Annotated in this window: 23 protein-coding genes and 1 other RNA gene; 9 read left to right on the top strand and 15 right to left on the bottom strand. The window is 66.4% G+C overall.

All coding sequences use genetic code 11. From position 1 onward, the window contains the following. Positions 1-19: 19 nt before the first annotated feature. The 4 genes from ispG to ndk form a co-directional block, all read right to left on the bottom strand. Entirely contained in the window at positions 20-1,324 is a 1,305-nt protein-coding gene (gene ispG / locus WS49_RS15285) for a flavodoxin-dependent (E)-4-hydroxy-3-methylbut-2-enyl-diphosphate synthase (protein WP_027787235.1), read from the bottom strand. A 106-nt stretch (positions 1,325-1,430) separates the two neighbouring features. Continuing rightward, positions 1,431-2,456: a helix-turn-helix domain-containing protein gene (locus tag WS49_RS15280; RefSeq protein WP_059529926.1), complete on the bottom strand. Its 1,026-nt coding sequence runs from the start codon at positions 2,454-2,456 to the stop codon at positions 1,431-1,433. Positions 2,457-2,592: 136 nt separating this feature from the next. After that, positions 2,593-3,732 carry a 23S rRNA (adenine(2503)-C(2))-methyltransferase RlmN gene (gene rlmN, locus WS49_RS15275; protein WP_014896906.1) on the bottom strand — a complete coding sequence of 380 codons (1,140 nt, stop codon included), beginning with the start codon at positions 3,730-3,732 and terminating at the stop codon, positions 2,593-2,595. A gap of 55 nt (positions 3,733-3,787) precedes the next feature. Beyond that, positions 3,788-4,213 carry a nucleoside-diphosphate kinase gene (gene ndk / locus WS49_RS15270; RefSeq protein WP_006478674.1) on the bottom strand — a complete coding sequence of 142 codons (426 nt, stop codon included), beginning with the start codon at positions 4,211-4,213 and terminating at the stop codon, positions 3,788-3,790. 251 nt (positions 4,214-4,464) lie between these two features. Here ndk and WS49_RS15265 point away from each other — a divergent pair, with 251 nt between their 5' ends. Further along, on the top strand, positions 4,465-5,163 hold the full coding sequence (locus WS49_RS15265) for a Bax inhibitor-1/YccA family protein (protein WP_006761414.1): 699 nt from the start codon (positions 4,465-4,467) through the stop codon (positions 5,161-5,163). A 67-nt stretch (positions 5,164-5,230) separates the two neighbouring features. On the opposite strand, the gene rlmD is transcribed toward WS49_RS15265, so the two are convergent. Then, positions 5,231-6,628, bottom strand: a complete 1,398-nt coding sequence (gene rlmD / locus WS49_RS15260) for a 23S rRNA (uracil(1939)-C(5))-methyltransferase RlmD (protein ID WP_082721843.1) — start codon at positions 6,626-6,628, stop codon at positions 5,231-5,233. A 209-nt stretch (positions 6,629-6,837) separates the two neighbouring features. Between rlmD and WS49_RS15255 the strand changes: the two genes are divergently transcribed. Next, complete coding sequence (locus WS49_RS15255) at positions 6,838-7,692, top strand: endonuclease/exonuclease/phosphatase family protein (RefSeq protein ID WP_059529920.1); 855 nt, start codon at positions 6,838-6,840, stop codon at positions 7,690-7,692. Positions 7,693-7,719: 27 nt separating this feature from the next. Here WS49_RS15255 and WS49_RS15250 read toward each other — a convergent pair whose 3' ends face one another. The 10 genes from WS49_RS15250 to ffs form a co-directional block, all read right to left on the bottom strand. Beyond that, positions 7,720-8,496, bottom strand: coding sequence for a 3'-5' exonuclease (locus tag WS49_RS15250; protein ID WP_059529916.1), 777 nt, complete (start codon positions 8,494-8,496; stop codon positions 7,720-7,722). A 3-nt stretch (positions 8,497-8,499) separates the two neighbouring features. Then, complete coding sequence (gene rpoS / locus WS49_RS15245) at positions 8,500-9,585, bottom strand: RNA polymerase sigma factor RpoS (protein ID WP_059529914.1); 1,086 nt, start codon at positions 9,583-9,585, stop codon at positions 8,500-8,502. Between the two features lie 11 nt (positions 9,586-9,596). After that, a complete protein-coding gene (locus WS49_RS15240; RefSeq protein ID WP_059529911.1) occupies positions 9,597-10,478 on the bottom strand; it encodes a peptidoglycan DD-metalloendopeptidase family protein in 882 nt (293 codons plus the stop codon). Positions 10,479-10,483: 5 nt separating this feature from the next. Further along, positions 10,484-11,413 (bottom strand): protein-L-isoaspartate(D-aspartate) O-methyltransferase, encoded by a 930-nt coding sequence (locus WS49_RS15235; RefSeq protein WP_059529908.1) that lies wholly within the window; start codon positions 11,411-11,413, stop codon positions 10,484-10,486. Beyond that, on the bottom strand, positions 11,410-12,171 hold the full coding sequence (surE, locus tag WS49_RS15230) for a 5'/3'-nucleotidase SurE (RefSeq protein ID WP_059529905.1): 762 nt from the start codon (positions 12,169-12,171) through the stop codon (positions 11,410-11,412). Before surE ends, WS49_RS15235 begins: the two co-directional genes overlap by 4 nt. Before the next feature lie 212 nt (positions 12,172-12,383). Next, complete coding sequence (locus WS49_RS15225) at positions 12,384-13,589, bottom strand: CaiB/BaiF CoA transferase family protein (protein WP_059529902.1); 1,206 nt, start codon at positions 13,587-13,589, stop codon at positions 12,384-12,386. A gap of 48 nt (positions 13,590-13,637) precedes the next feature. Then, on the bottom strand, positions 13,638-14,234 hold the full coding sequence (gene recR / locus WS49_RS15220) for a recombination mediator RecR (protein ID WP_014896897.1): 597 nt from the start codon (positions 14,232-14,234) through the stop codon (positions 13,638-13,640). A 31-nt stretch (positions 14,235-14,265) separates the two neighbouring features. Then, on the bottom strand, positions 14,266-14,592 hold the full coding sequence (locus WS49_RS15215) for a YbaB/EbfC family nucleoid-associated protein (protein ID WP_006755698.1): 327 nt from the start codon (positions 14,590-14,592) through the stop codon (positions 14,266-14,268). Positions 14,593-14,686: 94 nt separating this feature from the next. Next, on the bottom strand, positions 14,687-17,038 hold the full coding sequence (locus WS49_RS15210) for a DNA polymerase III subunit gamma/tau (RefSeq protein WP_059529899.1): 2,352 nt from the start codon (positions 17,036-17,038) through the stop codon (positions 14,687-14,689). A 127-nt stretch (positions 17,039-17,165) separates the two neighbouring features. Then, positions 17,166-17,264, bottom strand: an RNA gene (gene ffs / locus WS49_RS15205) — signal recognition particle sRNA small type. 413 nt (positions 17,265-17,677) lie between these two features. Here ffs and trxA point away from each other — a divergent pair. The 7 genes from trxA to WS49_RS15170 all read left to right on the top strand — a co-directional run bounded on the left by trxA (position 17,678) and on the right by WS49_RS15170 (position 24,928). Next, on the top strand, positions 17,678-18,004 hold the full coding sequence (trxA, locus tag WS49_RS15200; protein ID WP_006402348.1) for a thioredoxin TrxA: 327 nt from the start codon (positions 17,678-17,680) through the stop codon (positions 18,002-18,004). Between the two features lie 194 nt (positions 18,005-18,198). Continuing rightward, positions 18,199-19,461, top strand: coding sequence for a transcription termination factor Rho (rho, locus tag WS49_RS15195; protein ID WP_006478662.1), 1,263 nt, complete (start codon positions 18,199-18,201; stop codon positions 19,459-19,461). A 132-nt stretch (positions 19,462-19,593) separates the two neighbouring features. Further along, positions 19,594-20,094, top strand: a complete 501-nt coding sequence (locus WS49_RS15190; RefSeq protein ID WP_059529896.1) for a MerR family transcriptional regulator — start codon at positions 19,594-19,596, stop codon at positions 20,092-20,094. Beyond that, positions 20,091-21,647, top strand: coding sequence for an MFS transporter (locus WS49_RS15185; protein WP_059529893.1), 1,557 nt, complete (start codon positions 20,091-20,093; stop codon positions 21,645-21,647). Before WS49_RS15190 ends, WS49_RS15185 begins: the two co-directional genes overlap by 4 nt. Before the next feature lie 38 nt (positions 21,648-21,685). After that, a complete protein-coding gene (locus tag WS49_RS15180) occupies positions 21,686-22,519 on the top strand; it encodes a zinc-dependent peptidase (RefSeq protein ID WP_059529890.1) in 834 nt (277 codons plus the stop codon). 157 nt (positions 22,520-22,676) lie between these two features. Next, the gene (locus WS49_RS15175; RefSeq protein ID WP_040144297.1) at positions 22,677-22,940 is read left to right on the top strand and encodes a type B 50S ribosomal protein L31; all 264 of its coding nucleotides are present in this window, start codon (positions 22,677-22,679) and stop codon (positions 22,938-22,940) included. Between the two features lie 230 nt (positions 22,941-23,170). Further along, a complete protein-coding gene (locus WS49_RS15170; RefSeq protein ID WP_059529887.1) occupies positions 23,171-24,928 on the top strand; it encodes an ArnT family glycosyltransferase in 1,758 nt (585 codons plus the stop codon). Position 24,929 lies beyond the last annotated feature (1 nt).

Below are 24,929 nucleotides of genomic sequence, written 5' to 3'. Positions count from 1 at the left end.
TTCGTGTGTGTGGACGAATTTAGTTCAGGGCCTCGGTGCGGCCATAATTGCGTGCGACGTAGTCGCTGACGATCTGCTGGAATTCCTCGGCGATCCGCTCACCGCGCAGCGTCTTGACCTTCTCGCCGTCGATGAAGACGGGCGCGGCCGGGTTTTCGCCCGAACCCGGCAGGCTGATGCCGATGTTCGCGTGCTTCGACTCGCCCGGGCCGTTGACGATGCAGCCCATCACCGCGACGTTCATCTTTTCGACACCCGGATATTCCTTGCGCCAGACCGGCATCTGCTCACGCAGATAGGTCTGGATCTGCATCGCGAGTTCCTGGAAAAGCGTGCTCGTCGTGCGGCCGCAGCCCGGGCACGCGATCACCATCGGCGCGAACGAGCGCAGGCCCATCGTCTGCAGGATTTCCTGGCCGACGATCACTTCGCCCGTGCGCGACGCGCCCGGCTCCGGCGTCAGCGAAATGCGGATCGTGTCGCCGATCCCTTCCTGCAGCAGCACGCCGAGCGCGGCCGTCGAAGCGACGATGCCCTTCGAGCCCATGCCGGCCTCGGTCAGACCGAGGTGCAGCGCGAAGCCGCAGCGGCGGCCGAGCTCACGGTACACGGCGATCAGGTCCTGCACGCCGCTGACCTTGCACGACAGCACGATGCGGTCACGGCCGAGACCCAGTTCGACCGCGCGCTCGGCCGAGCCGATCGCCGACTGGATCAGCGCTTCATACATCACGCTCTGCGCATCCCACGGCTGCGAACGCGCGCCGTTCTCGTCCATCATGCGCGCGAGCAGATCCTGGTCGAGGCTGCCCCAGTTCACGCCGATCCGCACCGGCTTGTCGTACTTCGCCGCGGCTTCGATCATCTGCGCGAACTGCGTGTCGCGCTTCGCGCCCTGACCGACGTTACCCGGGTTGATCCGGTACTTCGACAGCGACTCCGCGCAGCCCGGATAGTCGCGCAGCAGCAGGTGGCCGTTGTAGTGAAAATCCCCGACGAGCGGGACGGTCACACCCATCCGGTCGAGCTGCTCGCGGATCGCCGGCACGGCGGCCGCGGCCTCCGGCGTATTGACCGTGATACGCACCAGTTCGGAGCCCGCGTTCGCGAGTTCCTTGATCTGGATCGCCGTGCCGATCGCATCGGCCGTGTCGGTATTCGTCATCGACTGCACGCGCACCGGCGCATCGCCGCCGATCGTCACGAGCTGCCCGCCCCAACGAACATCCACCGCATGCGACACGCGACGCGGCTGATGCCCGCCGAACACCGGCTCGGTTGAACAAATCTGACTGCTGCGTGGGGATTGAGCTTCGGATTGCATCGATAGATCCATTTACGCGGAATGCGCCGCGAGGCGGCGCATGAATTGAAAAAGCGCCGTGCCCTCGCGGCCTGTCCAGGACAGACCTGCGTCACGGCGCTTGACGTCAGGGCAGCGTGAACCGCGCCACGTTACCCCGCGCTGCCGAATATTTCGCCGGATCGACAGGTTTTCCGTCGAACGCGACCGTATCAAGACCTGCCTTGTTGCCGATCGTCACCTTGAACGGCCCGTCACCGGCGACCTGCTTCGTCTCGCCGGCCCGCACCAGTGCCGAGAACAGCTCCTTGCCGCTCTTGTCGCGCACGCTGAACCAGCAATCCTGCTTGACCTTCAGTTCGACCATCGACTGGCCTGCCGCCACCACGACGCTCGCGGGCTGCGCCGGCACGGCCGCGCTGCTCGCCGCTGCCGTCGCGACGATCGGTTGTGACGCAGGCACGACGGCCGTCGGGGCCGGGGCTGAAGCAACCGGAGCAGCCGACGCAACGACCTGCGGTGCCGCGGCGGATGCTGCAACCTGCGCCGGGACGTCGTTGCCGACTGCCGTCGACGCGCCGCCCGCGGCCGCCTCTTCGGCGGAAGACGCCGCCGGCGCGCTCGCCGCCGACGCATGTTCGGTGTCGCCGCCGCCCTTGAAGCGCGCGAGCCAGCTCGACGAATCGCCGCCAGTGTGCCACATGAGCACCGCGATCACCGCGACGACAACGATCGCCGTTCCCCACAGCCACGGATGATGGCGCGACGAGCCGCCGAGCGGAATCGACACGCGACCACGCGGCAGATCCGTCCCCGACGACGCAGGCATCGACAGATCGACCTCCGGCACGCCCCGCTCGCGGCGCAATGCCTGTGCAAACGGCTCGGGATCGACGCCGAGCATTTTCGCGTAGCTGCGCACGACGCCGAGCGCGAACGTCACGCCGGGCAAATGGCTGATGTCGCCCGCCTCGAGCGCACGCAGCTTCTGCGGGGCGACCTTGAGCCGCGCCGACACGTCGTCGACCGTCCAACCCTTGGCTTCCCGGAGCTGCGCCAGCCGGCTGCCGACGGCTGCCAGCGTTTCAAGCCCTGCCTGCGCCGGCTTCGCGGCATTCGTCTCTGCGCCGTTTGTCGGCTGCGGCTCACTCATCCTTGTCCTCGCGTCGATTCTTCTTCACTGGCGGGCGCCGCCGGCCCCCGCAACCGTCCATATCATGCGCGGCGCCGAGGCGCCGCGACCGATCGCTATTCGCGTGTTGTACCGCCAAAAGGTTCGGGCATCCCCGTCAAACCGCCCGAACTTCGATGATTTTTGCTGCTGCGCCCGTTCGCTCCGCCAGTCGCGTGCGATCCTTCACGGCGCCGGCCAGCTGGCCGCACGCGGCGTCAATGTCGTCGCCGCGCGTCTTGCGCACGGTCGTGACGACACCCGCGTCGATGAGGACCTGTGCGAAACGCTTGATCTGCTCCGGCTTCGAGCGGATGAGGCCCGATTCCGGAAACGGATTGAACGGGATCAGATTGAACTTGCAGGGCACGTCGCGCGTGACGGCCAGCAGTTCGCGCGCATGCGCTTCGGTGTCGTTGACGCCGTCGAGCATGCAGTATTCGAAAGTAATGAAGTCGCGTGGCGCAACTTTCAGATAACGCTGGCACGCCGCCATCAGCTCGCGAAGCGGATGCTTCTTGTTGAGCGGCACCAGCTCGTCGCGCAGCGCGTCGTTCGGCGCGTGCAGCGAAACAGCGAGCGCGACCGGCAGTTCGGCGCCGAGGCGGTCCATCATCGGCACCACGCCGGACGTCGACAACGTGACGCGGCGGCGCGACAGGCCGTAGGCGTTGTCGTCGAGCATCAGCCGCATCGCGGGCACGACCGCGCTGTAGTTCAGCAGCGGCTCGCCCATGCCCATCATCACCACGTTGGTGACGACCCGTTCGGCCTTGCCGTTCGGACCGGGCGCACGACCAAGCGACGCACGCAATGCAAATTCGGCCATCCGGAGCTGGCCGATGATTTCGGCTGTCGACAGATTGCGGGAGAAACCCTGCTTGCCCGTCGAGCAGAAGCGGCAGTTGACCGCACACCCGGCCTGCGACGACACGCACAGCGTGCCGCGCGTCTCTTCCGGGATGAAAACGGTTTCGACCGCATTGCCGTTTCCGACGTCGATCAGCCACTTGCGCGTGCCGTCGGTGGAAACGTGATCACTGACGATATCGGGCATCACGATCGACGCGCGGCCCTTGAGCTTTTCTCTCAGGGACTTCGCAAGGTCGGTCATGCCGTCGAAATCGCCGGCGTTGTACTGATGGATCCAGCGCTGCAACTGCTTGGCGCGGAACGGCTTCTCGCCGAGGCTGCCGCAGTACGCGACAAGACCCTCGGCATCGAAGTCGAGAAGATTGACGGAAGTTTCGCTCGTCATGATGTGCTGCCTTGCCGCGTGCGCTGAATCCTGCCTACTTGTTGCCAGCCAGGGCTTAGCGCGAGTAGACGTTCATTTCCGGGAAGAAGAACGCGATTTCGACCGCGGCCGTTTCGGCAGCGTCCGAGCCGTGCACGGCGTTCGCGTCGATGCTGTCGGCGAAGTCGGCGCGGATCGTGCCCTTTTCCGCCTTCTTCGGATCCGTCGCGCCCATCAGGTCGCGGTTCTTCAGGATCGCGCCTTCACCTTCCAGAACCTGGATCATCACCGGGCCCGAGATCATGAAATCGACGAGATCCTTGAAGAACGGACGTGCTGCGTGAACTGCGTAGAACTTCTCTGCGTCCGCACGCGACAGGTGTGCCATGCGCGATGCGACGATCTTCAGGCCGGCGCCTTCGAAACGGCTGTAGATCTGGCCGATCACGTTCTTTGCCACCGCATCCGGCTTGATGATCGACAGGGTGCGCTCGATTGCCATAAAAACTCCAAGAAATTAAGAAGTTACAGGTTCAAATGAATCCGCTATTGTAGCACGATCCCGTGTATCATTGCGATTGAACCCTTACACGAGTGAAAGGTTCAGAATCCATATGTTTTTGCGCCGCCGGCCATTGAAACCTCGCGGCGCGGAACGTATCTTAGCCATAGCTGCTCCGGTTTGCTGCGCCGCACACCGCGTGTGCCTGAACCGGCCCCGGGACGCCCACGCGTTCAATGTTAGGAGAAACCATGAACGACTATCCGTACAATTTCGGCCGCGGCGGCTCCGTCAGCACCGCAGAGGTTCGCAATCGCGTGCTGCGGAACACGTACTGGCTGCTCGCGCTGTCGATGGTGCCGACGGTGCTGGGCGCATGGGTCGGTGTCGCGACGGGCTTCTCGCTGTTCGCGGCCACGAGCCCGATGATGAGCCTGCTTGCGTTCTTCGCGATCGCGTTCGGCTTCATGTTCGCGATCGAGCGGACGAAAAACAGCGCGGCCGGCGTGTTCGTGCTGCTCGGCTTCACGTTCTTCATGGGCCTGATGCTGTCGCGCCTGCTGAGCTTCATCCTCGGCTTCTCGAACGGCCCGTCGCTGATCATGCTCGCGTTCGGCGGCACCGGCATCATCTTCGCCGCGATGGCGACGATCGCCACGGTCAGCAAGCGTGACTTCTCGGGGCTCGGCAAGTGGCTGTTCATGGGCGTGATCGTGATCCTGCTTGCCTCGGTCGCGAACATCTTCCTGCAACTGCCGGCGCTGATGCTCACCGTGTCCGTGCTCGCGATCGCGATCTTCTCGGCCTACATGCTGTTCGACGTCCAGCGCGTCGTGAACGGCGGCGAGACGAACTACATCTCGGCTACGCTTGCGATCTACCTCGATCTGTACAACGTGTTCACGAACCTGCTCGCGCTTCTGGGCATCTTCGGCGGCAACCGCAACTGACGGTCGCTGCACACCATGAAAAAACCGGCCTCGAGGGCCGGTTTTTTTACGTCCGCCGCCCGTCCGCTCAATCGCGCTCGAACAGCGCGATCGATTCGACGTGCGACGTATTCGGGAACATGTTCACGACCCCGGCACCCTTCAGCCGATAGCCGGCCTCGTGCACGAGCAGGCCCGCGTCGCGCGCGAGCGTCGACGGGTTGCACGACACGTAGACGATGCGCTTCGGCAGCGGGCCTTCGCCACTCTGCGCGATTTCGGCCAGCGCCTTCGACACCGCGAGCGCGCCTTCGCGCGGCGGATCGATCAGGAACTTGTCGAACGCGCCGAGCGCACGGAGGTCGTCGCCCGTGACCTCGAACAGGTTCCGGCACGCGAAGGTCGTGTGCCCGTCGACACCGTTCTCGCGCGCATTCGCCAGCGCGCGCGTCGTCAGCGTCTCGCTGCCTTCGATGCCCATCACCTCGCGCGACAGCCGCGCCAGCGGCAGCGTGAAGTTGCCGATTCCGCAGAACAGGTCGAGCACGCGATCGTCGCGCGACGGCGCGAGCAGGCGCAGTGCGCGGCCCACCAGCACGCGGTTGATCTGATGGTTGACCTGCGTGAAGTCGGTCGGCTTGAACGGCATGCGGATGCCGAACTCCGGCAGCGTGTAGTCGAGCGGCACGTCGAGCGGATAGAACGGCGTGACCGTGTCCGGGCCCTTCGGCTGAAGCCAGAATTGCACCTTGTGCTCGTCCGCGAACGCGCGCAGCAGCGCTTCGTCGTCCGCATTGATCGGCTCCAGCACGCGCAGCACCAGCGCCGTGACTTGCGAACCGACCGCGAGCTCGATCTGCGGCATCCGGTCACGGATCGACAGCCCCTCCACCAGCCGACGCAGCGGCACGAGCATCGCCGACACGTGCGGCGGCAGCACTTCGCAGCTCGTCATGTCGGCGACATAGCTGCTCTTCTTTTCATGGAATCCAACCAGCACGCCGCCCTTCTTCGCGACGTTGCGCACGGTCAGGCGCGCACGGTAGCGGTAGCCCCACGACGGGCCGTGGATCGGCGCGAACACCGTCTCGGCGCGCAGCTTCGACAGGTGCCACAGGTTGTCCTCGAGCACTCGCTGCTTGATCGCCACCTGCGCACGCATGTCGAGGTGCTGCATCGAGCAGCCGCCGCAGGTGCCGAAGAATTTGCACTTCGGCTGCGTGCGCAGCACGCTCGGGCGCAGAATATCGACAACGGTCGCCTGCTCATAGCTCGGCTTGCGACGATAGCTCGAATAGGTCACGCGCTCGCCGGGCAGCGCGCCCTCGACGAAGATGACCTTGCCCGGCGAGCCGTCCTCGGTCGTCGTGCGGCCGACACCGCGCGCTTCCATGTCGAGCGATTCGATCTCGAGAACCGGGGCAGGCCCGGGCGCGACGGGCGCATTTTTCGATTTGCGCGCAGAAGTGGGGACGGCTTCGGACACCAGCTTTTCCTGACAAAACGTTGAAGAAGGCGAGATTGTAGACGACGAAAGCCCGCATCGCCTGCTTTCATGGCGCAAGCCTCCAGATGGATGCATCTACGGTGCCGCGTCATGCAGGAACGGACTACCGCCGGCCCGCATGCGCCGCGTCCCGCGCCCGGCCATGGGCGGCACAGGTTCTGCTCGCGGAAAACTCAGGAGACTCGACCATGCGACTGATCGACTGGAATGTTCAATGGGGTCGGGACGCGGACGGCGTCGTCGACCTCGCCCGCACCATCGCCGCCGCCCACGGGCTCGGCGACTTCGACGTGTTGTGTCTGCAGGAAATGACGCGCGGCTTCGGCGCCCTGCCCGGCCGGCCGGGCCCCGACCAGTTCGCCGAACTGGCGGCTTTGCTGCCCGGCTATACGATCGTCGACGCGATCGGCGCCGACTTGCCGGCGCTCGAACCCGGCGCGCCGCGCCGCCAGTTCGGCAATGCGATCGCATCCCGGCTACCCGTCCGGCGCGTGCTGCGCCACCTGCTGCCGTGGCCGGCCGACGCGGGCGCGCCGTCAATGCCGCGTGTCGCGCTGGACGTCGAGCTGGTGACGCCGTCGGGCCCGCTGCGGGTCGTCACGACGCACCTCGAATTCTATTCGGCGCGCCAGCGACTCGCGCAGGTCGATGCGTTGCGTGATCGGCATCGCGAAGCCTGCGCCCACGCGGACCGGCCCGCGCCGGCGGAAAATGCGACGGGGCCGTTCAGCGCGACCGGCCAGCCGCGCGACGCGATCGTCTGCGGCGATTTCAACAGCGCGTTCGACAGCGATGCGTACCGGCGCATGCTGGCGCCGATCGACGACGCGCCGCCGTTCGTCGATGCGTGGATTGCCCGCCACCCGGGCTGCACGCCGCCGCCGACTGCCGGCGTCTACGATACGGCGCAATGGTCGGAAGGACCGCTCGCATGCGATTTCGTGTTCGTGACCGATACGCTGCTGCCACGCATCACGCGCTGCGAGATCGACGGCGACCTGCGCGCGTCGGATCACCAGCCTGTCGTGCTCGAATTCGATTGATCGCTGCCGCGGCGCGAGCCGCCCGCATCACACCTCGAAACCGGCTAGGTATTCGGCCCAATGCGACGCGGGCTCCTGTGCCAGCGCGTTCTTCACGAGCAGGATCTCGTCAGCATATTCGCTCGGCGTCAGGCCACCGCGCATCAACTGGAACCGGCAATACAGCAGGTAAGTATTAACGACGTCGGTTTCGCAATAGTTGCGGATTTCCTCGATCCGGCCGTCCTGGAACGCGGGCCACACCTGGCTGCCGTCCATCCCGAGCTTGCCCGGAAAACCGCACAGCTTCGCAAGCGCGTCGAGCGGCGCATTCGCGCGCGCCTGATACATCGCGAGCACGTCCATCAGATCGGTGTGTCGCGAGTGATAGCGCGAGATGTAGTTGTTCCACTTGAAGTCGCGGTCGTCCTCGCCCAGATCCCAGTAGCGCGTCGCGGGGATCCCGTGCACGAGCGCACGGTAATGGAGCACCGGCAGATCGAAGCCGCCGCCGTTCCACGACACGAGCTGCGGCGTGTATTTCTCGATCACGCGATAGAACGACTGGACCAGCGTCGCCTCGTTGTCCTGGGGCGTGCCCAGCGAGCGCACGCGAAATCCGTTGTTGTCGCGGAACACGCAGGAGATCGCCGCGATGCGCTGCAGGTGATGCGGCAGGAAATCGCTGCCGGTCTTCTCGCGGCGCGCGGCGAACGCATGTTCGGCCACCGCGGCATCGTCGAGCGTCGCGGGCAGGTCTTCCAGACGGCGAATGCCGTCGACATCGGGAATGGTCTCGATGTCAAAAACGAGAATCGGAGTCATCGGTTACAGAACGGCGTCCTTGCGCACGCCGTTGGAGGCAAAGAACCGCTTGAGGCGCACCAGCGCTTCCTGCTGGATCTGCCGCACGCGCTCGCGCGTGAGCCCCATCTCGTCGGCCAGTTCCTCGAGCGTGGCCGGTTCGATGTGGTTCAGGCCGAAGCGGCGCTCGATCACGTGCCGATGCTTGTCGGACAGCCGCGACAGCCACGCGCGCGTCAGCGTCTCGAGTTCGCGGTGCTGCACCTCGGCGTCGGGCGACTGGCTTTGGTCGTCGGGCAGCAGGTCGAGCAGGCTGCTCGCGGGATCGAGATCGAGCGGCGCGTCGAGCGACGCGGTGTGCTCGTTGAGCGCGAGGATGTCGGTAACTTCCTCGGCGGTCTTGCCGGTGAGATAGGCGATGTCGTCGATGCTGGCTTCGCGGCGCTCGGCCGCCTCGCCCGTCGACATCGAATTCTTTTCAAGGTGGCGCTTCGCACGCAGCACCTGGTTCAGTTCGCGGATCACGTGCACGGGCAGGCGCACGGTGCGAGCCTGGTTCATGATCGCCCGTTCGATGCTCTGACGGATCCACCACGTCGCGTAGGTCGAGAAACGAAAGCCGCGCGTCGGGTCGAATTTCTCGATCGCGTGCATCAGTCCGAGGTTGCCTTCCTCGATCAGGTCGAGCAACGGGACGCCGCGGTTCAGGTAACCCTTCGCGATGCTGACGACGAGACGCAGGTTGCGCTCGATCATCACCTGCCGCGCCTCGAATTCGCCAGCCTTCGCGAGACGCGAATAGCGCTGCTCCTCCTCGACTGTCAGGAGCGGCTTCACGCTGATGCGATTCAGGTAATGCTGGATCGTGTCGGCCGTGAGTTCGGCCTGCAGCAATGCGCGGAAATCGTCGACGTCGGGCGCCGCTTCCGCACGGCCTTCGCGCTCGTCGTCGCCGTCCGTTTCGGCGTCGCGCGCCTCGAGATCACGTTCGTTTTCCGCGACATCGTCTTCGTCGTCCGTCGAAGCGCCAGCTCGCTCCGCCGATGCTTGCGTGGCACGACTGATCTTCTCAGACTCGGCTTGCGGCTCGTGGCGCTTCGATTTCGGCATGGTCGTCTCGGTTATTGAGGCGGCAAATACTTCAGCGGATCGACAGGTTTACCCTGCCGGCGAACCTCGAAATGCAGCATCACGCGGTCGGCATCGCTGTTACCCATCTCGGCGATCTTTTGCCCCTTCGTCACCGCGTCCCCCTCTTTTACCATCAAAGCGCGATTGTGTGCATACGCTGTGAGGTAAGTTGCATCGTGCTTGATGATAATGAGGTTGCCGTAACCACGCAGGCCGTTGCCCGAGTAGACGACGCGGCCGTCGGCCGCCGCCTTCACGGCCTCGCCGGACGTGCCGCCGATATTGACGCCCTTGTTCTTCGCGTCGTCGAAACCGTTCAGCACCGGGCCGCGCACGGGCCATGCAAACGTCACGGGGCCGCTGGGCGCTGCGGCCGTATCGCTCGATGCGGCGGCAGCCGGCGGCGTGCTCGCGGACGACGAGCCCGCGGCCGACGTCGCGGGACCGCTGCTGAGCGGTGCGGTCGCGACGGCAGCGCCGGCGATCGGCGCGGCAGCCGGCGAGCCGGCAACCGCGGCACCGCCCGGCGGCGCGACGCGCAGCAATTGGTCGACTTCGATCTGGTTCGGGTTCGCCAGGTTGTTCCACGTGGCGATGTCGCGATAATTCTGCCCGTTTTCGAGCGCGATCCGGTACAGCGTATCGCCCGGTTTCACACGGTAGAAGCCGGGCGGCGGCGGGCCGAGCGGCACCGCCGGCTGCGCGGCGGCGGTCGTGCCGAGCGTTCCGGAGCGGTCGACGACGGGCGCGTTGTCGAGCCGCGTCGCACAGGCGGCCAGTAGCGTGGAGAACGCAGCCACACAGATCGCGCGCTGGGCGAACGTGAGCGGTTCCCTGGTTCGGTTGTTTTGCATCACGCGCAACATACTCATCGGTTTCAAATCACTCCGGATTTTAAAGGGACAAAGAAAACGCGATCAAGCCGCGACTCCCGCCATTGCGCGTGCGCGACGCGCTCGACGAGCGTAAGCACCTGGGGCTGCCCGCTCTGCGCGCCGACCGGCGCGACGAGCCGCCCGCCGATCGCGAGTTGCTCGAGCAGCGCCTGCGGCACGTCGAGCCCCGCCGCCGCGATCACGATCGCGTCGAACGGGCCCGCAGCCGGCAGGCCGACACGCCCGTCGCCGTAATGCAGACGGATGTTCGGCACGCGCAGCGGCCGCAGGTTCAGCTTCGCGCGCTCGTAGAGCGGCTTGATGCGTTCAATCGAATACACGTCGCGCGCCACGTGACTCAGCACCGCGGCCTGGTAGCCGCAACCGGTGCCGATCTCAAGGACGCGCTCGAGCGTGCGGCCGGCCATCGCGAGCTCGATCATGCGCGCGACGACCGACGGCTTTGAAATCGTTTGCTGGTGGCCGATCGGCAGCGCGGCATCCTCATAGGCCTGCGTCGCGAGCCCCGGATCCACGAACATGTGGCGCGGCACCGCCGCCATCGCATCCAGCACGCGCGCGTCGGTCACGCCGTTCGCGCGCAGGCGTTCGACCATGCGCTCGCGCACACGTTCCGACGTCAGCGCGAACGCACCGGCCGGCGCGACACTCGGCGCAGCCGGCTTGGGCATCGCGGGCTTCGGCACGGTCGGTTTCGGCGCGGTCGCCGGCTTCGCAGCGGTCGTGCCGTGCACCGGGCGGGCGACGCCCGTCTTCACCGCCACCGGCTTCAGCACGGCGGCGGACTTGTCGACGGCCTTCGCCACCGCGCCCGCCGCATGGCGTTCGCCGGCCCGGCCTTCCGATTTGCGTGGCGCTCGCTTGAGATCTTCGAGCGCGAGCGGAAACCGCTTCGCGCGCTCGCCGCTCATGAAGCCCGCCCTCCTGCGCGCACCCATTCGCGCGTCGCAGGCAGCATTTGCGTATGCGTGAGATCGAGCTGCAGCGGCGTGATCGATACGAAACCGTTTGCGACGGCGTGGAAATCGGTGCCTTCGCTCGCGTCCAGCGCCGCACCCGCGGCACCGATCCAGTAGACCGGTTCGCCGCGCGGGTCGGTCTGGCGAATCACCGGCTGGGACGGGTGACGCTTGCCGAGGCGCGTGACCTGCCAGCCTTTCAGTTCGTCGTACGGCAGATTCGGAATATTGACGTTCAGCAGCGGCTGACCGGGCAGCGGATGCGCGAGATAGTGTTCGACGATTTCCGCGGCGACGCGCGCCGCGTCCGCCAGGTGCGCCCAGCCCTTCTCGGCCAGCGAAAACGCGATGGCCGGCACGCCGAACATGATGCCTTCGGTGGCGGCCGCAACTGTCCCTGAATAGAGCGTGTCTTCGCCCATGTTCTGGCCGTTGTTGATCCCGGACACGACGAGGTCGGGCCTCGCGTCGGCCATCCCCGTCAACGCGACGTGCACCGAATCGGTCGGCGTGCCGTTCACGTAGAAGAAACCCGTATTCGTCGCGCGCTGCACCGACAGCGGCCGCGACAGCGTGAGGGAATTCGATGCGCCGCTGCAGTTCTGCTCGGGCGCGATCACCGTGAGGTCGGCAAGCGGCTGCAGCGCGTCGCTGAGCGCGGCGAGACCGGGGGCGAGATAGCCGTCGTCGTTGCTGAGTAGGATTCGCATCCGGCGATTGTAACCGAGGAAAGATGGCGCGAGAGCGACAGTCAGGCGGCTGCGGACGGGCCTGCGTGCACGGTGCGCCGCCGCATTGCGCGGCAGCGTTCCGCAGGCGCGAGACAACGTTATGCCGCCTAGCGCTTTCCGCCCTGAAGGGTGCCCGTCGGGAGAGGCTGCCCTCGCGGAGGCCCGACGCGAAGCGCCCGGTCTTGGGGCGCTCAGATCGCGCCGGCCTCGCGCAGCGCGGCGATCGCCTGTGCGTCGTAGCCGAGGCCGCGCAGCACCTCGTCCGTATGCTCGCCGAGTTCGGGCCCGAGCCAGCGCGTTTCGCCCGGCGTGTCGGACAGCTTCGGCGTGATGTTCGGCAGCGGAATGTCGGTGCCGTCGGCCAGCTTGAAACGCTGGATCATCTGCCGCGCGACGAATTGCGGATCGGTGAACATGTCGGCGGCGCTATAGATACGCCCGGCCGGCACGTCGGCCGCGTTGAGCACGACGAGCGCCTCGTCGATCGTGCGCGGCGCGAGCCACGCGGCGATCGCATCGTCGATCTCCTGCGTGCGCGGCACGCGTCCGTCGTTCCGTGCAAGCGCCGGATCGTCGGCGAGATCGTCGCGTTCGATCGCCTTCATCAGTCGCTTGAAGATCGGGTCGCTGTTGCCGCCGATCACGATGCTGCCGTCGCGGCACGCATAGGTGTTCGACGGCACGATGCCCGGCAGCGACGCGCCGGTGCGCTCGCGCACCATCCCGTACACGCCGTACTCGGGCACCACGCTTTCCATCATGTTGAACACCGCTTCATACAGCGCAACGTCGACCACCTGCCCCGCGCCGCCGTTCACCTTGCGGTGGTGAAGTGCCATCAGCGCGCCGATCACGCCGTGCAGCGCGGCGATCGAGTCGCCGATCGAGATGCCGATGCGCGGCGGCGGCAGGTCCGGATAGCCGGTGATGTGGCGCAACCCGCCCATCGATTCGGCGATCGCGCCGAAGCCGGGCCGGTCGCGGTACGGGCCCGTCTGCCCGTAGCCGGACAGGCGCACCATCACGAGACCGGGGTTGTCGGCCGACAGCACGTCGTAGCCGAGCCCGAGCTTCTCGAGCAGGCCCGGGCGGAAGTTTTCGATCACGATGTCGGCCTCGCGTGCGAGCTGCCGCGCGATCGTCTTGCCGGCATCGGATTTCAGGTTGAGGGTGACCGATTTCTTGTTGCGTGCCTGGACCGACCACCACAACGACGTGCCGCCCTGCTCCGGATGCAGCTTGCGCCACTTGCGCAGCGGGTCGCCGCCGTTCGGATCCTCGATCTTGATCACTTCCGCGCCGAATTCAGCAAAGAGGCGCGACGCGAACGGCCCCGCGATCAGCGTCCCGAATTCGAGCACTTTGACGCCCGCGAGGGGGCCCTGGCTGGTGCTCATGTGTCTCCCTGACATGAGAAACGGCGCCGCCGGCCGGCGGCGCCCGGCTTACATCGTGCGGCGGTCGAGCATCGCGCGGGCGATCGTGCCCGCGTCGACGTATTCGAGCTCGCCGCCCACCGGCACGCCGCGCGCGAGGCGCGTGACCGCGAGCCCGCGCGCCTTCAGCGTCTGGCCGAGGTAGTGCGCGGTGGCTTCGCCCTCGTTCGTGAAGTTGGTCGCGAGCACGACCTCCTTGACGATCCCGTCGGACGCGCGCCGCACGAGGCGGTCGAAATGGATTTCCTTCGGGCCGATCCCGTCGAGCGGGCTCAGCCGCCCCATCAGCACGAAATACAGCCCGCGATACGTCATCGTCTGCTCGAGCATGATCTGGTCGGCCGGCGTCTCGACGACACACAGCAGCGTCGGATCACGCTCCTCGTCGCTGCACACCTCGCAGATCTGCGCTTCCGTGAACGTATTGCACTTCTCGCAGTGCTGCAGGTGCTCGGTCGCGAACAGCAGCGACCGGCCGAGCCGCTCCGCGCCCTCCCGATCGTGCTGCATCAGGTGGTACGCCATGCGCTGCGCGGATTTCGGCCCGACGCCGGGCAATACGCGCAACGCTTCGACGAGCGCGGACAGGGCGGACGGCTGTTTCATACGGCGGCTGAAAGCTGAACGGACGCTGCGCTCAGAACGGCAGCTTGAAGCCCGGGGGCAGCGGCAGGCCCGACGTCATGCCGCTCATCTTTTCCTGCGACGTCGCCTCGGCCTTGCGCACAGCATCGTTGAACGCGGCCGCGACCAGATCCTCGAGCATGTCCTTGTCGTCCGCGAGCAGGCTCGGGTCGATCGCCACGCGACGCACTTCGTTGCGGCAGGTCATCGTCACCTTGACGAGGCCGGCACCCGACTGTCCTTCGACTTCGATCTGCGCAAGCTGCTCCTGCATCTTCTTCATGTTTTCCTGCATTTGCTGCGCTTGCTTCATCAGTCCGGCGAGGTTGCCTTTCAACATGGGAATACTCCTTCTTGATCGTGTGAAAACCGGCACGCGGCGCGTGCCGGTCAATGTGTGCGGGCGTGATTGTGCCTGTCGCGGTGCGATTCGTTCAATGCAGCGTCGGGGGCGTGCCGTCCGGCGCCGAATCGGCGAGCGGCCGCACCGAGCCTTCAACGATACGCGCGCCGAAGTCACGCACGAGCTGCTGAACGAACGGATCGCCATGGATGTCCTGCTCGGCCTCGCGCTGGCGTGCCGCACGCGCAGCCGCATCCAGCGCCGCCGCGGTGCGCCGTGCGGGCCCGACCTCGACCGCGACCTCGACGGGCTTGCCGAGCGCGTCGGCCAGGGCGGCCTTCAGCTTCGCGACCTGGGCGGCGTCCGCATACTGCGGCACCGGCACGGACAGTTTCAACGTCGTCGCGTCGACGGCCGTCAGCTCGCTGTTGAACGCGAGCTGATATGCGACGCCCTTCAGCGGCAGCCGTGCGGCCAGCGCCGGCCATTCGCCGTCGAAACCGACCGGATCGAGCGCGATCGCGGGCGGCAGCGGGCGCGTGTCGACCGGTGCCGACGGACGGGCCTCAGCCGGCTTCGGCGCAATGCGCACGTCGTCGGGGCCGCTGTCGAACACCGGCACGAAGCCGTCGTCCGCCGCACCGCCGAACATCTCGTCGGCGCTGAGCGGCACGTATTCGTCCGGCGGAATGTCTTCCCACGGCGGCGGGGCCTGACGCGTGTCGGCCGGCTGCGGCGCGCGTGCCGCCGCGCGCGGCGTCGGCACCTGCACGGCAGGTCGCGATGCCGCCGGTTTCTCCGGGGCCGGTTGGGCCGGCGCCGGTTTCGACGCGCCGCCCGTCCGCGAGCGTTCGGACGACACGCGCATGCCGGCATTGCGCAGCACGTCGAGTGCGGCGGCCGCACCCCCGCGGGCCGACGGGCGCGCGGCGGACTCGGCCGGCACTGCACGCGGCGCCGGTTCGGCAGCCGGCGCCGGTTCGTCGTTGCGCTTGGCGCCAGCAGGCAATTCGGGTTCGTTGCGGACCGCGGGCAACGCATCGCTCGTCGGCGTCGCTTGCGGTGCCGCGTTCGCTTCCGGCTGCGGCGCGACCGGAGCCGCGGCCGCTGCCGGCGTCGAAACAGGCTTCACGGCAGGCGGAGTCACGGGATCGTCAGACCGGGGCGGCGACGGACGCGCAGCAGGCGCAGCAGGCGCGACCGGAGCGGCCGCTTGCGGGCGCGCTGCGTCCGCGGCGGCTGCCGGTACCGAAGACGGCTTGGGCGCCGCCGACGCGGCGGCAGCCACACGCGGCGACGCGGGCGCGGATACGGCACGCGGCACGGCCGGCTGACCGCCCGGCGCACTGCCGGCGCCGACGGCCGGCTCGAACGCGAGCATCCGCAGCAACGTCATCGTGAAGCCGGCGTATTCGTCCGGCGCGAGGCCGAGCTCCGCGCGCCCGACCGTCGCGATCTGATAGAACAGTTGAACCTGCTCGGGGCTCAGCGTCTCCGCGAAGCGGCGCAGGTCGGCCGCTTCCGGCCATTCGTCGAGGACCGAGCCCGGCGCGAACTGCGCCCATGCGATCCGATGCAGCAGGCTCGCAAGATCCTGCAGCGCGGTGGAAAAGGACAGGCTGCGCAGCGACATCTCGTCGGCGATCGCGAGAATCTCCGGGCCGTTGCCGGCCGCGAGCGCATCGAGCAGGCGCACCATGTAGGTCTGGTCGAGCGCGCCGAGCATGCCCGACACGGCCGATTCGGTCACTTCGTTCGCCGAATAGGCGATCGCCTGATCGGTCAGCGACAGCGCATCGCGCATGCTGCCCTGCGCGGCACGCGCGAGCAGGCGCAGCGCCTGCTGCTCGAACGAGATGCGCTCTTCGCCGAGGATCCGTTCGAGATGCGACACGATGTGCCCGGCCGGCATCTGCTTCAGGTTGAACTGCAGGCAGCGCGACAGCACGGTGACGGGAATCTTCTGCGGATCGGTCGTCGCGAGGATGAACTTGACGTGCGGCGGCGGCTCCTCGAGCGTCTTCAGCATCGCGTTGAACGCATGATTCGTCAGCATGTGCACTTCGTCGATCATGTAGACCTTGAAGCGCGCATCGACGGGCGCGTACACCGCGCGCTCGAGCAGCGCGGCCATTTCGTCGACGCCGCGGTTGCTCGCCGCGTCCATTTCGACGTAATCGACGAAGCGGCCTTCGTCGATCTCGCGGCACGCGCGGCACACACCGCACGGCTGCGACGTGACGCCGGTTTCGCAGTTGAGCGCCTTCGCGAAGATCCGCGACAGCGTCGTCTTGCCGACGCCGCGGGTTCCGGTAAACAGATAGGCGTGATGGAGACGCCCGCCGTCGAGCGCGTGCGTGAGCGCCCTGACGACGTGCTCCTGGCCGACGAGCGAAGCGAAATCCTTCGGACGCCACTTGCGTGCGAGAACTTGATAGGTCATCGGGAAATTGTATCAGTAACGCTGCGTTGCGCCGACACGCGAAACGGTGCGGAAAACGGGCAACACGCAGGTAAAACGGAGAATGACGCAGAAATAAAAAACGCCCGGCGAACGGGGCGAGAGGAAAGGTGACGAGCCCGACCCTCGGCACTGGCGGAAAACGATTGTGGCTGCTTCGTTCCCGACCTGACCAGGTTCACCGCCCCACCATGCGAGGAGGCCCGTCACGGCATATTCTATCACCGCTTCCTGCCGAATGCGACCGTTTGTTCGCAACAAAGCGAAAGATCGAGCAAACCGACGCGCGTACGGGCGCGCCACTCCAGCGCGGGCTTGCGAATATATATCGTGACGCTTCGTGACTCTTGTATTTTGCACGCCGGCCTCCACCTTCGGGACACAACGGTCGAACGGCGCGTCGTACCCCTACTCGCGTAGCGGCTACTATCGCTGCCCGCAGCAGATAGCAATTTAGGCTAATATGACGCCCGAACGACCCGCGAGCCGCGCCATGCAGCGCTTACGCCCTTCCTTCGGAGAGCGGAGTGACCTGCCGCAGCGGCCGGTAGCCAATAAGGCCGCCGGAGCGCCGCAACGCGCCGAGCAGGCAGTCCCCGAACCGTAAGAGGTATTGACCCAATGAGCGAACAGATCAAACACATCAGCGACGCATCGTTCGAACAGGACGTCGTCAAATCCGACAAGCCCGTGCTCGTCGACTTCTGGGCCGAATGGTGCGGCCCGTGCAAGATGATCGCCCCGATCCTCGACGAAGTCGCGAAGGATTACGGCGACAAGCTGCAGATCGCGAAGATCAACGTCGACGACAACCAGGCAACGCCCGCGAAGTTCGGCGTGCGCGGCATCCCGACGCTGATCCTGTTCAAGAACGGCGCGGCCGCCGCGCAGAAGGTCGGCGCGCTGTCTAAGTCGCAGCTCACCGCATTCCTGGACAGCCACCTGTAATACCGGCCGTTCCGCGGACGTGTTGTCAACCGACAACACGTCCGCCGTCAAGCCGCCGATCGGCCGCTCAGGCGCGAATCGGCGTATGCTAGAATCAAAAAACGTCTACAAGACGCATTAAGTCTCAGAGCGCTTCCGCTCGCCCTCCTCCCTTATTCCTTTTCGTCGCTTCTCCTCCCTGGCGGGTTCTCCGTATGCATTTATCCGAGCTCAAGTCTCTGCACGTGTCCGAACTGATCGAAATGGCCAATGGCCTGGAGATCGAAAACGCGAACCGCCTGCGCAAGCAGGAGCTGATGTTCGCCATTCTCAAAAAGCGCGCCAAGACGGGAGAGACGATCTTCGGCGACGGCACGCTCGAAGTGCTGCCGGACGGTTTCGGCTTCCTGCGCTCGCCGGAAATGTCGTACCTCGCGAGCACCGACGACATCTATATCAGCCCGTCGCAGATCCGCCGCTTCAACCTGCACACCGGCGACACCATCGAAGGTGAAGTCCGCACGCCGAAGGACGGCGAGCGCTACTTCGCGCTGGTGAAGGTCGACAAAGTCAACGGGCAGCCGCCCGAGGCCTCGAAACACAAGATCATGTTCGAGAACCTCACGCCGCTGCACCCGAACAAGCCGCTGTCGCTCGAACGCGAAATGCGCGGCGAAGAGAACGTCACGGGCCGTATCATCGACATGATCGCGCCGATCGGCAAGGGCCAGCGCGGCCTGCTCGTCGCGTCGCCGAAGTCGGGCAAGACCGTGATGCTCCAGCACATCGCACACGCGATCAAGCAGAACCATCCGGACGTCATCCTGTTCGTGCTGCTGATCGACGAGCGCCCCGAAGAAGTGACCGAAATGCAGCGCTCCGTCGCCGGCGAAGTGATCGCCTCGACGTTCGACGAACCGGCCACGCGTCACGTGCAGGTCGCCGAAATGGTGATCGAGAAGGCCAAGCGCCTCGTCGAAATGAAGCATGACGTCGTGATCCTGCTCGACTCGATCACGCGTCTCGCACGCGCATACAACACCGTGATCCCGGCGTCGGGCAAGGTGCTGACGGGCGGTGTCGACGCGAACGCGCTGCAGCGCCCGAAGCGCTTCTTCGGCGCGGCGCGCAACATCGAGGAAGGCGGCTCGCTGACGATCATCGGCACCGCGCTGATCGAAACCGGCAGCCGCATGGACGACGTGATCTACGAAGAATTCAAGGGCACCGGCAACATGGAAGTGCACCTCGAGCGTCGTCTCGCGGAAAAGCGCGTCTATCCGTCGATCAACCTGAACAAGTCGGGCACGCGCCGCGAAGAAATGCTGATCAAGCCCGAGATCCTTCAAAAGATCTGGGTGCTGCGCAAGTTCATCCACGACATGGACGAAGTCGAGGCGATGGAATTCCTGCTCGACAAGATCCGCCAGACGAAGAGCAACTCCGAGTTCTTCGACCTGATGCGCCGCGGCGGCTGATCGCCCCCGCCCCGCAACGAACGGCCGCCCGCGCGTTTCGCCCGGCGGCCGTTTTTTCATGCCAACCTGAACGTGAACGTACAGGTTGATCTATAATCGCGCCATTGCCCCGACCCAGGCCCCGCCATCCCGATGCCGAACGACACTTCCCCCTCGCTGCTGACCGTGAGCGACGCGGCGTCGCGGCTCGGCGTCACACCGCGCACACTGAAGTATTACGAAGAGCGCGGGCTCATCACGCCGTCACGCAGCGGCGGCCGCTATCGCCTTTACGACGAAGCCGATCTCGAACGCTTCGCCCGCATCCTGCGGCTGCGCGCGCTCGGCTTTTCGCTACACGGCATCACCGAGATGCTCAAGCGCCCACTGGAAGAAACGGGCGACGGCCGGCGCCGTTATTCGGACGCGTCGTTGCGCGACATCCGCTCGGGGCTCGCCGGGCAAATCGACACGCTCGACCGGCGGATCGCGGCCGTCCAGCGCGAGTTGAAGGAAGCCGTCGCGCTGCGCAAGGAACTGCAGCACGACATCGACTACATCGAACGTCGCCTCGCCGGCGAAAACCCCGACATGCTGATCGCGCAGCGGCAAGCCGAAGCCGGCACGCGGCGCGCGCGCAAGGACCGGGAATGAACGTCGCGCCAGGTCGCCCGCCTCTGTGGAGCCGCGCGAACCTGCGCGCGGACCTGTTCCCGTGGGCGCTCGCGCTCGTCACCGGCATCGACTACTTCGACAACGCGGCCTTCTCGTTCTTCGCGAGCTATATCGCGGGTGGCATCAACGCATCGCCCGACGAACTCGTGTGGTCGTCGAGCGCGTATGCGGTCACGGCCGTGCTCGGCATCCTGCAGCAGCAATGGTGGGTCGATCGGCTCGGGCATCGCCGCTACGTCGCCGGCTGCATGCTGATGTTCTCGTTCGGCGCGATCGCGGCGGCGCTTGCCGACACGTCGCTCGAGCTCGCGTTCGCGCGCGGCTTCCAGGGCTACTTCATCGGCCCGATGATGGGTGCATGCCGGATCCTGATCCAGATCAGCTTCAAGCCGCAGGAGCGGCCGCCCGCCACGCGCGCGTTCCTGATCATGATCCTGCTCGGCAGCGCGCTTGCACCGATCGTCGGCGGGCTGCTCGTCGCGCATTCGACGTGGCGCGCGCTGTTCGCGTGCACCGCGCCCGCGGGCATCGCGTTCGCGATTCTCGCGCTCGTCACGCTGCCCGATTCGGGCAGGACGCCCGACGACGAACGCGGCTCCGGGCATTTCTGGCCGTACGTCGTGTTCGCGCTCGCGCAAGGCGCCCTGCAGATCGTGCTGCAGCAGGTGCACTACCAGCTCTACAGCGGCTCGCCGATGCTGATCCTGCTGACGATCGCGGGCCTCGGCGCGCTCGCGTGGTTCGCGTATCACCAGTGGAACCATCCGACGCCGCTCGTGCGACTGCATGCGTTTCGCGAGCGCACGTTCCAGGTCGGGCTGCTGCTGTACATGTTCTATTACTACGAGTCGACGGGCTTCAGCTACCTGACCTCCCGCCTGCTCGAAGGCGGGCTCGGCTATCCGGTCGAGAACGCCGGGCGCCTGGTCGGCACGATGTCGCTGATCTCGGCCACCGCGCTGTTCGCCTACCTGCGCCATGCGAAGCGCGTCACGCACAAGAAATGGTTCGTCGTGCCGGGGTTCGCGATCGCAATCGTCGCCGCGCTGTGGATGACGCGCATGACGCCCCAGGTCGGCGAGGCCGCGCTGATCGTCCCGTTGCTGCTGCGCGGGCTGTTGCTGCTGTTCATCGTGCTGCCGGTCGCGAACCTGACGTTCCGCATCTTCGCGATCGACGAATACACGCATGGCTACCGGCTGAAGAACATCGTGCGGCAACTGACGATCTCGTTCGCGACGTCGTCGGTGATCATCGTCGAGCAGCACCGGCTGGCGGTACATCAGACGCGGCTCGTGGAGCGCGCGAACGTGTTCGATCCGCTGTTCCAGCAAACCGTCGACACACTCACGCACAGCTATGCGGCCGCCGGCCATGCACTGAGCGAGGCGCACGCCCTCGCGATCGCATCTGTCGCCCGGATGGTCGCGCAACAGGCGTCGTTTCTCGCGTCGCTCGACGGTTTCTATTTCCTCGCGGGCGTCGCGCTCGTCGGCGGCCTCTTCGCGGCATGGCAAAAAGAGATCGATTGAGTTAAAAGACAGGCTTTGGATTCTCCCGCGCTGCCTCCATGCTCTCGAAACTGACCCGCTGGTTCGACGACCGCCGCCGCGACCGCGCGCTGCGCAGCCATCCGATTCCCGATGCGCTGTGGCAGGACACCGTCGCACGCCTGCCGTTCCTCGACGCGCTGTCGCCCGGCGACCTGGGCCGGCTGCGCGAGCTGACGAGCCTGTTCATCGCGAAGAAATCGTTCTCGACCGCGCATGGGCTCGAGCTGACCGACGAGATGATCGTCGCGATCGCCGCGCAGGCGTGCCTGCCGGTGCTGAACCTCGATCTGTCGCTGTACGACGGCTGGGTCGGCGTCGTCGTGTATCCGGGCGAATTCGTCATCCGCAAGACCGTGCAGGACGAGGACGGTGTCGTCCATGAAGTCGAGCAGGATGCGAGCGGCGAAGCGTGGGAAGGCGGCCCGGTGATCCTGTCGTGGGAAGACGCGCAGATGACGGACGGCCGCGACGCGTACAACGTCGTGATCCACGAGTTCGCGCACAAGATCGACATGGTCAACGGCGAGGCCGACGGGTATCCGCCCCTTTTTCGCCGCTGGCACGCGCCGCACCTCGACGCGCAGGCGTGGGCCGACGTGTTCGAGCATGCGTACGACCAGTTCTGCGCGCGCGTCGATGCGGTGCCGGATCGCGCGTGGGCGCGCTTCGAGCGCGACTCGCTGATCGATCCCTATGCCGCCGATCACCCGTCGGAGTTCTTCGCGGTGTGCAGCGAGGCGCTGTTCGTGCGACCGCGTGCGTTCGAGTCCGAATTTCCGGAACTCTACCGGCTGCTCGCCCGCTACTATCGACAGGATCCGGCCCGGACGGGCGCCCTCGACGCGCGGTGAAAATTATTCGTCAACCGTCTGATTTTCTGGCATAATCGCCGTTTTTCGACCTTAGGCAAGTGGCTCGCGCCGGGCTTGACGTCGGCTGAATCGCGCAAATGCGCGCGGTCCGGCACGGCAAGCGGCGGGTTGGCTACCGCTCTCACCAAGGAACATCATGAAACCTGGCATTCACCCGGACTACCGCGAAGTCGTCTTCCAAGACATGTCGAACGGCTTCAAGTTCATCACGCGCTCGACGATCCAGACGCGTGAAACCATCGAACACGAAGGCAAGACCTACCCGCTCGCCAAGATCGAAGTGTCGTCGGAATCGCACTCGTTCTACACGGGTCAGCAAAAGATCATGGACACGGCAGGCCGTGTCGAGAAGTTCAAGAACAAGTTCGGCGCACGCGCCAGCGGCAAGGTCGCGAAGTAAGCTTCGCACCGATCCGGTGGTTGCAACGCACCGGTACCGCACGAAAGGGCAGCCCAGGCTGCCCTTTTTTGTCTCCGCTCGCCGGGAAAACACCGCTCGCAGGCCGGTGCCGGGGCAATCGTCCGACGCGCAACGGCCGGCGCGTCTACAATGCCGGATGCTCGAATCCGGCGCCGTCGGCGGGCGCATGACCGCGCCGGCCGCCCGCCCATAACAAATCGCTCATCTGCATGAAGCCAGTCGTTCGTCTCACCGCCTCCGCCACGCGCGCGCTGCCGCGCTGGCTGCTGCTCACGCTCTGCCTCGTCTACGCGGCGTTCGGCCTGTTCGGCCGCGACCCGTGGAAGAACGAGGACGCGGCAGGTTTCGGCGTGATGTGGACGATGGCCACCGGCGGCTGGCACGACTGGCTGCTGCCGAATCTCGTCGGCAAGTTCATCACGACCGACGGGCCGCTCGGCTACTGGCTCGGCGCGCTGTCGATCCGCGCGCTGGCGCCGTGGGTCGACGCGAGCAACGCGTCGCGCGTCGACACCGGCGTGCTGTTCTGCGTCGCGTGCGCGTTCGTCTGGTACGCCGCCTACCTGCTCGGCCGGCGCGCCGAGGTCCAGCCGTTCAAGTACGCATTCGGCGGCGAGCCGGAGCCGCGCGACTACGGCCGCACGCTCGCCGACGGCGCGCTGCTGGTCCTCGTCGCGTGCTTCGGGCTCGCAGAGCGCGGCCACGAAACGACGCCGCAACTCGCGCAGTTCGCGTGGATCGCGATGTTCGTGTACGGCATCGTGCGCGGCATCGACAAGCCGATGCAGGGTGCGCTGTGGTGGGGCATCGCAATCGGTCTCGTCGCGCTGTCCGGCAACCCGGTGCTCGTCGTCGCGCTGCTCGCCGGCACCGCCGCGCTGTGGCTCGTCACGCCGGAGATGCGCAACCTGCGCCTGCCGCTGATCGGCCTGCCGCTCGCGGTCGCGATCTTCGCGCTGTGGCCGCTCGCCGCGTTCCACGCGGCACCCGACGACGCCGCGTGGTTCTTCAACCAGTGGATCCATGGCAGCCTGATGCGCTTCTCGGGCCCGCCGACCGCGGTGCTCGCCTACGCGGCGAAGAACCTGCCGCTGTTCACGTGGCCCGCGTGGCCGCTCGCGATCTGGGCCTGGTGGAGCTGGGCCGGCATGCGCCGCCGCGCGCACATCGCGATTCCGCTGTCGGTCGTGGTGCCGCTCGTCGCACTCGTGATCCTGCAGAGCCAGCAGTCGAACCGCATGTACATGCTGCTGCTGCCGCCGCTCGCGGTGCTCGCCACCTTCGCGCTGCCGACGCTCAAGCGCGGCGCGATCAACGCATTCGACTGGTTCGCGGTGCTGAGCTTCACGATTCTCGGCACCTTCGTGTGGCTCGTATGGCTCGCGTCGCTCACCGGCTTCCCGCACCCGCTCGCGCGCAACCTCGCGCGCCTCGTGCCGGGCTACGAACCGCACTTCAAGATCCTGTCGTTCATCTGCGCGGTGATCGTCACCGTGTGCTGGTGCCTGCTGGCGCGCTGGCGCATCTCGCGCCAGCCAAAGGTGCTGTGGCGCAGCGTCGTGCTGTCGGGCGCGGGCACCACGCTGATGTGGGTGCTGCTGATGACGCTGTGGCTGCCGATCGTCAACTACGGCCGGACCTACAGCGACGTCGCGCAGCAGATCGCGTCGCATCTGCCGAAAGACTACGAGTGCATCTCGCCCGTGCGGCTCGGCGATGCGCAGATCGCGACCTTCGCATACTTCGGCGACATGCACTTCGAGTTCTCGGGCGACTGCGACGTGATCCTGCGCCAGGATCGCGCGGACTTCGGCGAGCCGAGCGCGATGTCGCAATACGTATGGCGTCTCGTGTGGGAAGGCCGCCGCGTCGCCGACCGCGACGAACGCTTCCGCCTCTACGAGCGCATCGAGCGGCCGACGGCGCCCGTCAAGCGCCGCGGCGCGCGCCACCGGACGGTCGATTGAC

The organism is Burkholderia sp. RF7-non_BP4 (genome assembly GCF_001521935.1).
GTDB lineage: Bacteria > Pseudomonadota > Gammaproteobacteria > Burkholderiales > Burkholderiaceae > Burkholderia > Burkholderia diffusa.
Note: the sequence above shows the minus strand (reverse complement) of the source record. Positions and strands in the feature narration are given on the sequence as shown.

What these genes read in the sequence shown, in the direction of transcription:
- WS49_RS15215 (WP_006755698.1), bottom strand. Translation starts at nt 14,592, where the DNA reads ATGTTGAAAGGCAACCTCGCCGGACTGATGAAGCAAGCGCAGCAAATG.
- WS49_RS15210 (WP_059529899.1), bottom strand. Translation starts at nt 17,038, where the DNA reads ATGACCTATCAAGTTCTCGCACGCAAGTGGCGTCCGAAGGATTTCGCT.
- recR (WP_014896897.1), bottom strand. Translation starts at nt 14,234, where the DNA reads ATGAAACAGCCGTCCGCCCTGTCCGCGCTCGTCGAAGCGTTGCGCGTA.
- WS49_RS15175 (WP_040144297.1), top strand. Translation starts at nt 22,677, where the DNA reads ATGAAACCTGGCATTCACCCGGACTACCGCGAAGTCGTCTTCCAAGAC.
- WS49_RS15250 (WP_059529916.1), bottom strand. Translation starts at nt 8,496, where the DNA reads ATGACTCCGATTCTCGTTTTTGACATCGAGACCATTCCCGATGTCGAC.
- WS49_RS15180 (WP_059529890.1), top strand. Translation starts at nt 21,686, where the DNA reads ATGCTCTCGAAACTGACCCGCTGGTTCGACGACCGCCGCCGCGACCGC.
- trxA (WP_006402348.1), top strand. Translation starts at nt 17,678, where the DNA reads ATGAGCGAACAGATCAAACACATCAGCGACGCATCGTTCGAACAGGAC.
- WS49_RS15265 (WP_006761414.1), top strand. Translation starts at nt 4,465, where the DNA reads ATGAACGACTATCCGTACAATTTCGGCCGCGGCGGCTCCGTCAGCACC.
- WS49_RS15235 (WP_059529908.1), bottom strand. Translation starts at nt 11,413, where the DNA reads ATGAGCGGCGAGCGCGCGAAGCGGTTTCCGCTCGCGCTCGAAGATCTC.
- WS49_RS15225 (WP_059529902.1), bottom strand. Translation starts at nt 13,589, where the DNA reads ATGAGCACCAGCCAGGGCCCCCTCGCGGGCGTCAAAGTGCTCGAATTC.
- WS49_RS15240 (WP_059529911.1), bottom strand. Translation starts at nt 10,478, where the DNA reads ATGAGTATGTTGCGCGTGATGCAAAACAACCGAACCAGGGAACCGCTC.
- ispG (WP_027787235.1), bottom strand. Translation starts at nt 1,324, where the DNA reads ATGCAATCCGAAGCTCAATCCCCACGCAGCAGTCAGATTTGTTCAACC.
- WS49_RS15185 (WP_059529893.1), top strand. Translation starts at nt 20,091, where the DNA reads ATGAACGTCGCGCCAGGTCGCCCGCCTCTGTGGAGCCGCGCGAACCTG.
- WS49_RS15190 (WP_059529896.1), top strand. Translation starts at nt 19,594, where the DNA reads ATGCCGAACGACACTTCCCCCTCGCTGCTGACCGTGAGCGACGCGGCG.
- WS49_RS15255 (WP_059529920.1), top strand. Translation starts at nt 6,838, where the DNA reads ATGCGACTGATCGACTGGAATGTTCAATGGGGTCGGGACGCGGACGGC.
- surE (WP_059529905.1), bottom strand. Translation starts at nt 12,171, where the DNA reads ATGCGAATCCTACTCAGCAACGACGACGGCTATCTCGCCCCCGGTCTC.
- rho (WP_006478662.1), top strand. Translation starts at nt 18,199, where the DNA reads ATGCATTTATCCGAGCTCAAGTCTCTGCACGTGTCCGAACTGATCGAA.
- WS49_RS15280 (WP_059529926.1), bottom strand. Translation starts at nt 2,456, where the DNA reads ATGAGTGAGCCGCAGCCGACAAACGGCGCAGAGACGAATGCCGCGAAG.
- rlmN (WP_014896906.1), bottom strand. Translation starts at nt 3,732, where the DNA reads ATGACGAGCGAAACTTCCGTCAATCTTCTCGACTTCGATGCCGAGGGT.
- ndk (WP_006478674.1), bottom strand. Translation starts at nt 4,213, where the DNA reads ATGGCAATCGAGCGCACCCTGTCGATCATCAAGCCGGATGCGGTGGCA.
- WS49_RS15170 (WP_059529887.1), top strand. Translation starts at nt 23,171, where the DNA reads ATGAAGCCAGTCGTTCGTCTCACCGCCTCCGCCACGCGCGCGCTGCCG.
- rpoS (WP_059529914.1), bottom strand. Translation starts at nt 9,585, where the DNA reads ATGCCGAAATCGAAGCGCCACGAGCCGCAAGCCGAGTCTGAGAAGATC.